At 65.1% G+C, this 12,614-nt stretch carries 12 protein-coding genes; 7 read left to right on the plus strand and 5 right to left on the minus strand.

Annotation, left to right across the window (positions count from 1 at the left end; all coding sequences use genetic code 11):
- Window positions 1-4: 4 nt before the first annotated feature.
- The 4 genes from hisC to gyrA are packed head-to-tail and all read right to left on the minus strand — an operon-like array spanning window position 5 to window position 6,046.
- On the minus strand, window positions 5-1,126 hold the full coding sequence (hisC, locus tag ACVCMJ_RS06355) for a histidinol-phosphate transaminase (protein ID WP_447080591.1): 1,122 nt from the start codon (window positions 1,124-1,126) through the stop codon (window positions 5-7).
- Between the two features lie 10 nt (window positions 1,127-1,136).
- Window positions 1,137-2,225, minus strand: coding sequence for a prephenate dehydratase (pheA, locus tag ACVCMJ_RS06360; RefSeq protein WP_447080592.1), 1,089 nt, complete (start codon window positions 2,223-2,225; stop codon window positions 1,137-1,139).
- On the minus strand, window positions 2,218-3,348 hold the full coding sequence (gene serC / locus ACVCMJ_RS06365; protein ID WP_447080593.1) for a 3-phosphoserine/phosphohydroxythreonine transaminase: 1,131 nt from the start codon (window positions 3,346-3,348) through the stop codon (window positions 2,218-2,220). The genes pheA and serC overlap by 8 nt, the downstream gene beginning before the upstream one ends.
- Before the next feature lie 19 nt (window positions 3,349-3,367).
- Window positions 3,368-6,046 (minus strand): DNA gyrase subunit A, encoded by a 2,679-nt coding sequence (gene gyrA, locus ACVCMJ_RS06370; RefSeq protein ID WP_447080594.1) that lies wholly within the window; start codon window positions 6,044-6,046, stop codon window positions 3,368-3,370.
- Window positions 6,047-6,442: 396 nt separating this feature from the next.
- On the opposite strand from gyrA, the gene ompA reads away from it, so the two are divergent.
- The 7 genes from ompA (at window position 6,443) to ACVCMJ_RS06405 (ending at window position 11,722) form a co-directional block, all read left to right on the plus strand.
- On the plus strand, window positions 6,443-7,009 hold the full coding sequence (gene ompA / locus ACVCMJ_RS06375) for an outer membrane protein OmpA (RefSeq protein ID WP_447080595.1): 567 nt from the start codon (window positions 6,443-6,445) through the stop codon (window positions 7,007-7,009).
- 93 nt (window positions 7,010-7,102) lie between these two features.
- On the plus strand, window positions 7,103-7,810 hold the full coding sequence (ubiG, locus tag ACVCMJ_RS06380) for a bifunctional 2-polyprenyl-6-hydroxyphenol methylase/3-demethylubiquinol 3-O-methyltransferase UbiG (RefSeq protein WP_447080596.1): 708 nt from the start codon (window positions 7,103-7,105) through the stop codon (window positions 7,808-7,810).
- A gap of 2 nt (window positions 7,811-7,812) precedes the next feature.
- Window positions 7,813-8,514 (plus strand): phosphoglycolate phosphatase, encoded by a 702-nt coding sequence (gene gph / locus ACVCMJ_RS06385; protein ID WP_447080597.1) that lies wholly within the window; start codon window positions 7,813-7,815, stop codon window positions 8,512-8,514.
- A 21-nt stretch (window positions 8,515-8,535) separates the two neighbouring features.
- Window positions 8,536-9,525 carry a diaminopimelate dehydrogenase gene (locus tag ACVCMJ_RS06390; protein ID WP_447080598.1) on the plus strand — a complete coding sequence of 330 codons (990 nt, stop codon included), beginning with the start codon at window positions 8,536-8,538 and terminating at the stop codon, window positions 9,523-9,525.
- Window positions 9,477-10,628 carry an ABC transporter ATP-binding protein gene (locus ACVCMJ_RS06395; RefSeq protein WP_447080599.1) on the plus strand — a complete coding sequence of 384 codons (1,152 nt, stop codon included), beginning with the start codon at window positions 9,477-9,479 and terminating at the stop codon, window positions 10,626-10,628. The genes ACVCMJ_RS06390 and ACVCMJ_RS06395 overlap by 49 nt, the downstream gene beginning before the upstream one ends.
- An 80-nt stretch (window positions 10,629-10,708) precedes the next feature.
- On the plus strand, window positions 10,709-11,269 hold the full coding sequence (locus tag ACVCMJ_RS06400; protein ID WP_447080600.1) for a DUF924 family protein: 561 nt from the start codon (window positions 10,709-10,711) through the stop codon (window positions 11,267-11,269).
- Window positions 11,270-11,380: 111 nt separating this feature from the next.
- Window positions 11,381-11,722 carry a carboxymuconolactone decarboxylase family protein gene (locus ACVCMJ_RS06405; RefSeq protein WP_447080601.1) on the plus strand — a complete coding sequence of 114 codons (342 nt, stop codon included), beginning with the start codon at window positions 11,381-11,383 and terminating at the stop codon, window positions 11,720-11,722.
- Window positions 11,723-11,850: 128 nt separating this feature from the next.
- Here ACVCMJ_RS06405 and ypfH read toward each other — a convergent pair whose 3' ends face one another.
- Window positions 11,851-12,579: an esterase gene (gene ypfH, locus ACVCMJ_RS06410; protein WP_447080602.1), complete on the minus strand. Its 729-nt coding sequence runs from the start codon at window positions 12,577-12,579 to the stop codon at window positions 11,851-11,853.
- Window positions 12,580-12,614 lie beyond the last annotated feature (35 nt).

The following is a 12,614-nucleotide window of genomic DNA, read 5'->3' on the forward strand; positions in this document are numbered from 1 at the left end:
GTCGCTAGTGCCCCGGAGCGACCAGGATATCGGCCAGCGCCTGCAGGAGCCGGTCGTTCTCGGCGGGCAGCCCGATCGTGACCCGCAGGTGGTGCGGCAATCCGTCGCCCGCGACCGGCCGCACGATGATGCCGCGCCGCAGCAGTTCCTCGTTCACGCGCGGGGCGTCGCCCACGCGGACCAGCACGAAATTGGTATGGCTGGGCACATAATCCAGGCCCAGGCGGGCAAAGCCCGTCTGGAGCAACTCCCTGCCCTGCCGATTCAAGGCATGGGTCTGGGCCAGGAAATCGGTGTCCTTCAAGGCCACGCGGGCGGCAAGCTGGGCCAGCACCCCGACGTTGAAAGGCTGGCGGACCCGGTTGAGCAGGTCCGTGATCGCCGGCTGGGCCAGCGCGTAGCCCACGCGCAGCCCGGCCAGCCCATAGGCCTTGGAAAAGGTGCGCGTCACGATCAGATTCGGAAATTCACGGACCCAGGCCGCATAGTCGGCGCGTTCTCCGGGATCCAGATATTCGTCGTAGGCCACGTCCAGCAATACCGTAACGCTATCGCCATGCCGTGCCTGCACCTGGACCAGAAACGCATGCACGTCGGCAGGCGGCAGATGGGTGCCGGTCGGATTGTTGGGATTGGCGATGAAAACGAGACGGGTGTCGTCCGTCACGGCGTCCAGCATGGCCGGCAGATCATGGCCGTAATTCCGCGCCGGAACCATCAAGTGCCGCGCTCCGCGCGCCTGTGTGGCGAGCCGATAGACGACAAAGGCGTGCTCCGCGTATACCGCCGACGAGGCGGCATCCAGGAAGGCGAGCGAGGCGAGCTCCAGCAAGTCGTTCGACCCGTTGCCCAGGGTGATCCAGTCCATCGGAACCTTCTGGAAGGCCGCGATATCCGCCTTCAGATCGAAGCCGTTGGCATCCGGATAACGTCCGTGCAGGCTGGCGGCTGCTTCCGCCAGGGCCTCGCGCACCCGGCCGGAACACCCGAGCGGATTCTCGTTGGAAGCCAGCTTGATGATGATGGCCGGGTCCAGCCCATATTCGCGGGCGAGCTCCTCGATGGGCTTGCCCGCCTGATACGGCGCAATGGCCCGGATGTGGACAGGGGCGGATGATCGGGACATGGATGGTCTCTTACTGCCTGGGGTAGGAACCCAGCACCTTGAAGAATGCGACCTGCTGGCGCAGCTCGGCCAGGGCCTGGCTGACCGGCGCGTCTTCGCGATGGCCCAGCAGATCCACGTAGAAATAGTATTCCCACTGACCGGTGCGGGCCGGGCGGGACTCGAACCGCGTCATGGAGACGCCATGCGCCGAGAGGGGTGCGAGCATCTCGTAGACCGCGCCCGCCCGGTTCGGCACAGCCAGGATCAGGCTGGTCTTGTCATAACCGGTGGGGCCGGCATCCCGCGCCCCCACGGCCAGGAACCGGGTCTGATTCTGCGGATCGTCCTGGATGCCGCTGGCCACCACGCTCAGACCCCAGGCCGCGGCGGCCGCATCGCCCGCGATCGCGGCACACGCGGGATCCCCGGACGCGATCCGAGCCGCCTCGGCATTGCTCGCCACGGGAATCCGTTCCAGGTGGGGGTGATTGCGGCCCAGCCACCCCTGGCACTGCGCCAGCGCCTGCGGGTGACCGAGGACCCGGGAGACGCCCTCGAGGCCGCCCGTGAGCGTGAGCAGATTGTGGTGAATCCGGATGGTCCGCTCGCCCAGGACTTTGAGCGACGAATTCAGCAAGAGATCCAGACTGCGATTGACGGCGCCTTCGGTGGAATTTTCCACCGGCACCATGCCCACGTCGGCCTGGCCTGCTTCGACGGCCCGGAAGACCTCGTCAAAGGACTCGCAGCGCAGGCCGTTGATCGCATGGCCAAAATGCTCGAACGCCGCCTGCTCCGAGAACGACCCTTGGGGTCCCAGGAAGGCAGCCGTCAGCACGCTTTCCAGGCCCCGGCAGGTCGAGATGATCTGGCCCCAGATCGCCGCCACGGCCGCTTCAGGGATCGGCCCGTAGTTGGCCCGCTGCAGGCGGCGAATGATCGCCGCCTCGCGATCGGGCTTCAACACGGGACCTTCTGTGTCGAGCCGCTTCTTGATGTCGCCCACCTGCAGCGCGGCCTGCGCGCGCTGATTGAGCAGCGTCAGAATCTGCTCGTCCAGCGTGTCGATGCGTTCGCGCAGGGGCATCAACTGCGATTGCAGCTCGTCCTCAGCCATGTCGGGCCTCGAAATCGCGCATGAAATCGATCAGGGCCAGCACGCCTTCGTAAGGCATGGCGTTATAGAGCGACGCGCGCATGCCGCCCACCGACTTGTGGCCCTTCAGAGCCAGCAGGCCGGCCGCTTCCGATTCGGCGAGGAAGGCCGCATTCAGCGACTCGTCACGCAGCAGGAACGGCACGTTCATGCGCGAGCGCCGTGCCGGCTGAATCCGGTTCTCGTAAAGATCGGAGCCGTCGATGCACTCATACAGCGCCCGGGACTTGCGCTGGCTGGCCGCGGCCATGGCCTCGACCCCACCATGCGCCAGCAGCCATTTGAACACCAGACCGGCCATGTAGATGGCGTAGGTCGGCGGCGTGTTGAACATGGATTGAGCTTTGGCCACGTTCGCGTAATCGAACACCGAGGGACAATGCGGCAAGGCGTGGCCCAGCAGGTCCCTGCGGACAAAGGCCAGGGTAACGCCCGCGGGCCCTGCATTTTTCTGGGCCCCGCCATAGACCATCCCCAGCCCGGAGAAATCGACGGGGCGCGTCAGGATATTGGAGGACATGTCAGCCACGACCGGAACGTCCGGCGCCCCCAGCGCCGCCATGTCCGGCATGACGCTCTGTTCGATGCCGCCTATGGTCTCGTTGGCGCACAGATGCAGGTAAGCCGCGTTGGGGCGGACATGCCACTGGGACGTTTCCGGCAACCAGCACCACGGGCCATACGAATGGCCGTCGATGTCGGCGGGGGCCCCAGCCGTCGCCGCGATGGCAATGTCGCCGTAGCGCTGCGCTTCCGTCCACGACTTCTTGGCCCAGTGGCCGCTGAGCACGTAGTCGGCACGCCCGGCGCCGCCGCGGTTGATCAGGTTCAACGGCACGATGGCGTTCTGCGCCGATGCCCCGCCTTGCATGAACAGGACTTCGAAATCATCGGGAACAGCGAGCAGCGTGCGCAGATTGGCTTCGGCTTCGTCGCGAATGCCGCCGAACTGTTTGCTGCGATGGCTCATCTCCATGACGGAGACGCCGCTGCCGTGCCAGTCGCACATCTCGGCAGCGGCCTGCTGCAGGACTTCCAGCGGAAGGGTCGAAGGACCTGCCGCAAAATTCCAGGGGCGATTCATGAAAGATCCCCGTCCTCGGTTAAACGTTGGTATCCGGTGAATCCGGGCCGTTGTCCGGAAGCGGCGCATTCGGCCCGGGAGTCCCCGAGTCCGCCGGCGATTCCTCGGCGGCGTCTTCGACGTCGTCCGCATCGCTTTCGACCACGCGGCGCACGCCCGACAGCAGACTGTTTTCATCCACGTTGATCAGCGTGACGCCCTGGGTCGCCCGGCCCATCTCGCGGATCTCGGAGACGCGGGTCCGGACCAGCACCCCGGCGGTGGTGATCAGCATGATCTCGTCCGCGGGCTGGACCAGGACGGCGCCCACCACCTTGCCGTTGCGCGCCGTAGTCTGGATGGCAATCATGCCCTTGGTGCCGCGTCCGTGGCGCGTGTATTCCACAATCGAGGTGCGCTTGCCGAAGCCGTTTTCGGTCGCGGTGAGCACGCTCTGGGCCTCGTCCCCGGCCACCAGCAGAGCGATGACGGTCTGGCCATCTTCCAGCGACATGCCGCGGACGCCCCGCGCGGTGCGTCCCATCGGACGCACATCGTTCTCGTCGAAGCGCACCGCCTTGCCGGCGTCGGAGAACAGCATCACATCATGCTGGCCATCGGTGAGTTCGGCTCCGATCAGGAAATCGCCGTCATCCAGACCCACCGCGATGATGCCGGCCTTGCGAGGATTGGAAAAATCAGACAGCGGGGTTTTCTTCACGGTGCCGCGCGACGTCGCCATGAATATATAGTGATCGTCGGTAAAGGCCTTGACCGGCAGGACCACCGTGATCGTCTCGCCATCGATCAGCGGGAACATGTTGACGATGGGCCGCCCGCGCGAGTTGCGCGATCCCTGGGGCACCTCCCAGACCTTGAGCCAGTACACCCGCCCCCTATCCGAGAAGCACAGCAGATAATCGTGCGTGTTCGCGATGAACAATTGGTCGATCCAGTCGTCTTCCTTGGTCGCGGTCGCCTGCTTGCCGCGTCCGCCGCGTTTCTGGGCCCGGTATTCCGACAACGGCTGGCTCTTGATGTAACCAGTGCGCGAGAGCGTCACCACCATGTCCATGGGGGTGATCAGGTCCTCGGTCTCGAGCTCGGTGGCGTTGAATTCGATTTCCGAGCGGCGCGGGTCGCGCGCGGGATCGGAAAATTCGGCCCGCACGGCCTGCAATTCGTCGCTGATGATGGTGGTGATGCGTTCCGGCCGCGCCAGAATGTCCAGCAGATCGGCGATCGCGTCCATCACGTCGCGGTATTCGCCCACGATCTTGTCCTGCTCCAGCCCCGTCAGGCGCTGCAGGCGCATGTTGAGAATTTCCTGGGCCTGGACTTCCGACAGGCGGTAGTGCCCTTCCGCCTGCAGGCCGAAGCGGGGATCCAACCCTTCGGGGCGGTACGCCTCGCGTCCGCCCGACGCCACATTGGCATCGGCGCGCGCCAGCATCTCGCGCACCAGCGACGAGTCCCAGTCCCGCGCCATGAGTTCGTCGCGCGCCACCGGCGGCGTGGGCGCCGCCTTGATGATGGCGATGAACTCGTCGATGTTGGCCAGGGCCACGGCCAGCCCTTCCAGCACATGGCCGCGCTCGCGCGCCTTGCGCAACTGGAAGATGGTGCGCCGGGTCACGACTTCGCGGCGGTGCTGCAGGAAGTATTCCACCATCTGCTTCAGATTGAGCAGGCGCGGCTGTCCATTGACCAGCGCCACCATGTTCATGCCGAAGGTTTCCTGCAGTTGCGTGTTCTTGTACAGATTGTTCAGGACGACTTCCGGGACCTCGCCGCGCTTGAGTTCGATCACCAGGCGCATGCCGTCCTTGTCGGACTCGTCGCGGATGTCGGAAATGCCGTCAATCTTCTTTTCGTTGACCAGTTCGGCAATGCGTTCCTGCAGGGATTTCTTGTTCACCTGATAAGGAATGGCGTCAACGACGATGGCCTCGCGGTTGCCATGCGGCAGGTCCTCGAAGTGGACTTTCGCCCGCATCACCACACGCCCGCGCCCGGTGCGGTAACCCTCGCGCACACCCGACATGCCGTAGATGATGCCGCCGGTCGGGAAATCGGGGGCCGGGATGCGCTCGATGAGGTCGTCCACCGTGCAGTCGGGATGCCGCAGACAATACAGGCAGCCCTCGACGACCTCGGACAGATTGTGCGGTGGAATGTTCGTCGCCATGCCGACGGCGATCCCGGCGCTGCCGTTGACCAGCAGATTGGGCAGGCGGGACGGCAGCAGCAGCGGTTCCTGTTCGCTGCCGTCATAATTAGGGCCGAAGTCGACGGTTTCCTGATCGATGTCGGCCAGCAGCTCGTGGGCGATTTTCGCCAGGCGTACTTCCGTATAGCGCATGGCCGCCGCATTGTCGCCGTCCACCGAGCCAAAATTGCCCTGCCCGTCGACCAGCATGTAGCGCAGCGAAAAGTCCTGGGCCATGCGCACGATCGTGTCGTACACGGCCGTATCGCCATGCGGGTGGTATTTACCAATCACGTCGCCGACGATACGCGCGGACTTCTTGTAGGCCCGGTTCCAGTCGTTGTTCAGTTCGTGCATCGCAAACAGCACGCGCCGGTGAACCGGCTTCAGACCATCACGCACATCCGGCAGGGCACGCCCCACGATCACGCTCATCGCGTAATCGAGGTAACTGCGCCGCATTTCATCTTCCAGAGAAATGGGCAGGGTTTCTTTCGCAAAGGAATCCATATGGCGTATCCGCAAACCTTCAGGCATGTGTCGAAGCAGGCGCCTCTCAATATCTCCATAAGAGAGGCGTACGACCAGCCGATGATTCTATCATTGCGCCGCGTTCGCCCGCAGGATGCCCATCCCGCCGGGGAAAACAGGCCGACTTCGCCGGCCGTTGCGAAAATCCCACAGCCGGCCGCCTCATCCGCAGGAAATCGCGACAACTGCGCATACCAATGGATTTGTGCTTAACCGCCCGGGGGAAAATGCCTTAAGATTTCGCCTAACACGCATGAAACCCAGCGCAACTCTGAGTTTATGACTTGGACATTGCTATACTGGAATTGTTCTATCGAGATGCGGCGGGGGTTCGCTGCGGTCACTTTCAAGCATCACGCTCAAACGAGGAGAAACATGAACAAACCCTCCAAAATCGCCATCGGGCTCGCCATTGCTGCCATGGCAGCCGCCGGCACCGCTTCTGCTTCTGACAACTGGACCAACGTCGACGGCCACGTCTGGAAAAACAGCTACGGCGACTGCTGGCGCGATGCTTACTGGACCCCGGCCACGGCTGCCGCCGAATGCGGCAAACCTGTCGCCCAGGCTCCCGTCGTTGCTCCGACCGCCAGCAAGGTCGTCCTGAACGCCGACACCTTCTTCGACTTCGACAAATCGAACCTGAAACCCGAAGGCCGCCAGGTCCTCGACCAAGTCGCTCAACAAGCCACCTCGATCAATCTGGAAACGGTCATCGCCACCGGCTACACCGACTCTATCGGTTCCGTGGCTTACAACCTGAAGCTGTCCCAGCGCCGCGCCGACTCGGTCAAGAACTACCTGATCAGCAAGGGCGTTCCGGCTGACCGCATCTACGCCGAAGGCAAGGGCAAGACCAACTTCGTCGCGACCAACAAGACGCGCGAAGGCCGCGCGAAGAATCGCCGCGTGGAAATCGAAATCGTCGGTACCCGCAAATAATTGCTGGCTGACTGAGCCGCCACGCGCTACGCGTGGCGGATACAATAGGGTTCCGCATCCGCGGAGCCCTATTTTTTTGGAGCCGTCGCCCCCATGCCCCCGATCAACGCCAACCCGGCCGAAGTCGACAAATTCAGCGCCCTGGCATCGAGCTGGTGGGACCCTCAAGGCGACCTTAAATCCCTGCATGACATCAATCCGCTGCGCCTGGACTGGATCCGCAGCCAGGCGGGGCCGTTGGGGGACCTGCGGGTGCTCGACGTCGGTTGCGGCGGGGGGCTGCTCGCCGAAGCGATGGCCTCTGAAGGCGCGCAGGTCACCGGCATCGACCTGGCCCGCGATTCCCTGCAGATCGCCCGCCTGCATGGCCACGAATCGGGCGTGCAAGTGCATTACGAATGCGTCAGCGCGGAAGAATACGCAATGCAGCAACCGGGCCAATTCGACCTGATCACGTGCATGGAACTGCTGGAGCACGTCCCGGACCCGGCGTCGGTCGTGCGGGCCTGCGGCCAGCTCGTCCGCCCGGGCGGCCTGGTATGCTTCTCCACACTGAACCGCAACCCGAAGTCGTTCCTGCTGGCCATTGTGGCAGCCGAATACGTGCTGCGCCTGCTGCCGCGCGGCACGCACCAGTACGAACATTTCGTGACGCCCAGCGAACTCGCGGCCGCCGCCCGGGCGGCGGGGCTCGAAACCACCGCACTGGCGGGTCTGGGTTACCAGCCATGGATTCACCGCTACCACCTGACCGGGGACACCAGCGTGAACTATTTTCTCGCGACGCGCCGTCCGGGCTGACCATGCGGGCACTCGTCCTTTTCGACTTCGACGGCACGCTGGCCGATACGGCCTTCGATCTGGCAGCGGCCGCCAACCTGCAGCGCGCCTACCGCAGCCTGCCGCCACTGCCCTACGAGGCACTGCGGCCTCATGCTTCCCACGGTGCCCGGGGCCTGCTCAAGGCCGCCCTGGACCTGAGCGCCGAAAGCGACCAGTACGAGCCGGTCCGGGAGCAGTTCCTGCGCGACTACGCGCGGGTCATGAACGAGCACACAGCGCTGTTCCCGGGCGTGCATGAGCTGCTCGAAAGGCTCCAGGCCCAGGGCTTCACCTGGGGAATCGTCACCAACAAGACTGAGGTCCTGACGGCGCCCATGGTCAGGCACCTGGGGCTGCACGAGCACTGCCGCGTCGTCGTCTGCGGCGACACCACGCCGCATACCAAGCCGCACCCGGCCCCGTTGCTGCACGCGGCGGACAGGGCCGGCCTGTCCCCTGCCCAGAGTCTCTACATCGGCGACGATGCGCGCGACATCCAGGCGGGCAAGGCAGCCGGCATGGCGACCATCGCGGCCGGCTACGGTTACTGCTCGCTGGACGACCCGGCCCGATGGGGCGCGGACGCCGTCGCGCGGGCTCCCTCCGACCTTTGGCCGCTGATCCGGCGTTGGGCTGAAACGATGTCCGATCGCTCCGATCCCGCACAAGGTCGGGATGTTTGAAGTCTGACAAGAAGGAACTTTATGGACTCCCCCATCATCCGCGTCGGCATCGCCGGTTATGGCAACCTGGGGCGCGGGGTACTGGCTGCCATCGCCCAGCAGCCCGACATGCAGCTCGTCGCGGTCTTCACCCGCCGCGAGCCGGGTACGGTCAAACTGCCAAACGCCTCCATCCCCGTCCAATCGCTGAAAGACGCACAAGCCCATCAACGGGACATCGACGTGATGATCCTGTGCGGCGGCTCGAAGGATGACCTGCCGGTCCAGGGCCCCGAACTGGCGCAGTGGTTCAATACCGTGGACAGCTTCGATACCCACCCGAAGATCCCGCAGTACTTCGCCCGGATCAACGACGTGGCGCGTGCCAGCGGCCATTTGAGCCTGATTTCGGTGGGATGGGACCCGGGTCTGTTTTCGGTCAACCGCGCCATCGGCGAGGCTGTCCTGCCGCAGGGCACGCCCTATACCTTCTGGGGCAAAGGCGTCAGCCAGGGGCATTCGGATGCCATCCGCCACGTGGCCGGCGTGCGCGCCGGCGTCCAGTACACGGTCCCGGTACTGTCGGCACTGGAACGGGTGCGCGCCGGCGAAAACCCGGCGCTGAGCACGCGCGACAAGCACACCCGTGAATGCTTCGTGGTGCTGGAACCCGGCGCCGATCCCAAAAAGGTCGAGCACGACATCGCGTCGATGCCGGATTACTTTGCCGACTACGACACCACGGCCCACTTCATCTCGGAAGCCGAGCTCAAACGGGACCATGCCGGCATGCCACATGGCGGATTCGTCATGCGCACCGGCCAATCCGGCACCGGTGATTCCCAGGTCATGGAATTCTCGCTGAAGCTCGCCAGCAACCCGGGATTCACCGCCAACGTACTGGTGGCCTACGCCCGTGCGGCCTGGCGCATGAAGGTGTCGGGACAAACGGGCGCCCATACCGTCCTCGATGTCGCTCCGGGGTGGCTCTCGGCCAAGTCGCCCGAAACCCTGCGCAAGGAGCTGCTCTGAGCGAGCCGCCCGCCGGCGCGGACATCCGCCTCGATGATCTGCGCAAGACCCATACCGACCGGGCCGGCGCGCACACGGTCCTGAACGGCGTCAGCCTGGAGGTTCCGGCGGGACAGATCCTCGCACTGCTGGGCCCGTCAGGCTGCGGCAAGACCGCGCTGCTGCGCTGCATCGCCGGGCTGGACGCACCGGACGCGGGGTCCATACAGATGGACGATCGGGTGCTCTGGTCGGCCGAACCCAGAACCTTCGTACCGGCCGATAGACGCGGCCTGGGTCTCGTCACGTGCCCGCCGCAACTCTGGCCGCGGAAGACCGTCCTGGAGAACGCCGCCTTCGCCCTGCGCGTCCAGCGCCTGCCAAAGTCGGAGGCCAATGCCCACGCCCGCCAGGCCCTGGCGCTCGTGGGACTGGAGCGATCGGCTGATCAGCCCGCCGGCAGCCTGGACGCCGAATCACAGTGGTTCGTCGCACTCGCCCAGGTATTGGCAAGCGCGCCACGGCTGGTGCTGCTGGACGACCCGCTGGCGGATCTGTTTCACGAATCCCGCACTGCGCCACGCCGGCGCCTGCGGCATTGCCTGAAAACCGCCGGCGCCACCGTCATCCTGGCGACCCGCAGCCGGTCCGACGCGCTGGCGCAATCGGACGCCATGGCTTTCATGCACGGCGGGCGCATCCTCGAAGCGGGAACGCCCGAATCGCTCTATTTCAGCGCTGCGCACCCGATGGTCGCCAGCTACCTGGGGCACGCCAATCTGTTCGAAGCTACGGTGAGGGGCGTCGAACATGATTTTCTGTTGGCGCGCACCCCGCTTGGCACACTCCACTGCCAGCTACGTGACCTGCCCGAGGGTACGCCCGGCACATTGAGCATTCAGCCCGAATTCATCCGTGTCAGCCGGCCCGACTCCGGCCCCGGCTTCAACATGATCGAAGGCCGTGTGCAAGCGCTGGAATTCGCGGGAGAATTCTATGACGCGGAGATCCGCGTGAACGACCAGGTGGTCCGTACCCGCGCGGCGCCGAACCTGCGCCTGGCCCTGGAAGACGCCGTCGAGATCTGGCTGGACCCCGGGCGCTGCCGCTTCCTGGACGCCTGACTCCGGGCGCCGGGCCGTGCTGAGCGAGCAAAAAACGGTGTACCGTAGCCATAATCCCTTTGACCGCCGCCTCCACCACCATGACGCATTCAAACACAGCACTTCGTGGGTCTGCCGATGCATCGGCCATCGTCGCCTTCTGGCGCGACGCGGGTCCCGAGCGCTGGTTCAGCAAGGACGTCGACTTCGACACCGAATTCCGGACGCGCTTCCAGGACGCGCATTTCGCGGCCGCGCGTCAGCAGCTTGAAGGATGGCTCCCCCAGCCTGAATCGGCGCTGGCGCTGATCCTGTTGCTGGACCAATACCCGAGAAATGCATTCCGCGACACGGCGCACATGTTTGCCACCGACGGCCTCGCACTGCACTATGCACGTTTGAGTCTGCCTCATCTCGACGCCATCGAACCCGCACTGCGCAATTTCATCTGCCTCCCCTTCATGCACGCGGAGAGCTTGCCGGTACAGGAAGAATCGGTGTTGCTTTACCGCGACCGCATTCCGGATTCCCTCCACTGGGCGATCGAGCATCGGGACATCATCGCACGCTTCGGGCGCTTCCCGCACCGGAACCGGCTGCTGGGCCGGGACACCAGCGCCCCGGAACAGGCGTTTCTGGACGGTGGCGGATTCGCCGGTTAGCGGTCTCCTGTGCCGGCACATCCCTGTCGGCGGCCGGGACACCACGCTCGCGCACCTGAAGCGGGGCTATGATGGACGCCTCTCATCGCCCGACATTCCAGGAGGCTTCCCATGGACTCGCCGATTTATCCCCACCCGACTGCCGATCTGGCCAAGCAGCGTTCGGAACTTGCGCCTGAACCGCTGGCCGCTTTCCGGGCCTTCAGCAAGGCGGTGTTCGCACCCGGCGCCCTGGATGCCAAGACCAAGCAGCTGATTGCCGTCGCAGTGGCCCACGTGACCCAATGTCCCTATTGCATCAAAGGGCACACGGAAGGTGCGGCGCGTGCTGGCGCCACGGATGCAGAAATCATGGAGGCCATCTGGGTAGCGGCCGAAATGCGGGCGGGTGGCGCTTATGCCCATTCGAACCTCGCCCTGCAGACCTTGCACGATTTGCACGGCGCAAAGTAGCCGAGGATCCTCGCATCGCGGGGAGTGCGCCTGCGTCGAGCCCGCGGCCGCGACCGCCATGCGCCTGGACGTCGCAATCGACGCAGCGTTCGGGGGCCACGGCCTCGCGCCCCGTCCCGACGCGGCAATCAATGCAGCGTTCGGGAACCTGGCGGCACTTTGCTGTCCGGGTCGACGGCGCTGTATTCATCCACACGCAGGTCAGGCGCGCCCATCGCGGCCTCCCAGCTGCGCAGCGGGACGCAGGTCTGCAGCCGGACGATGGCCTGATGGATCAGCGCCGCGTGCAGCTCGTGCCCCACGCCCGAGGCGATATCCAGCGTGATATCGGCGTTCAGCTCCGCAAAACGGGCATGGACCTGCTGCGCCTGATCCACGGGCGCCACGGGATCCCGCTCACCGTGCAGCAAATGCAGCGTGGTCGCCTGGGGCGCGGACCCCGGCAACGTCGCAAAACGGGTGGAAAACAGCAGCGCCCGTCCGGCCAGCCCCGGCACCGCACAGGCTTCCAGCGCCACAGCGGCGCCTTCGGAAAAACCGACGAGGGCCGTCTGCTCGCCCCCCAGTCCGTACTGACGCTGCCAGCCATGGACCTCGCGCGCCAGCAACGCCGCCGCCTGCTCCACGAGCCGAAGGTAGCCCGCGGCGTCGGGTGCCGCCTGCGCGATCCAGCGCCGCATTGCCCCCTCTCCGAAGGGGGCATAAGGCTGAACGATCACAGCCGAAGTGAAAGCCTGCCGAATGGCAGCCACCACGTCCAGCAACTGTGCGGGATCCGCAGATTCGCCATGCAGAAGCACGAACAACTGGGCTGACGGCGTCGTTGCCGGCAGAATCAGCAAGGGTTCCGGTCTCATCACCACCATCCGTGTTTCATCCCCCGCAGTTTAAC

It is taken from the genome of Castellaniella sp. UC4447_H14, from assembly GCF_052978285.1.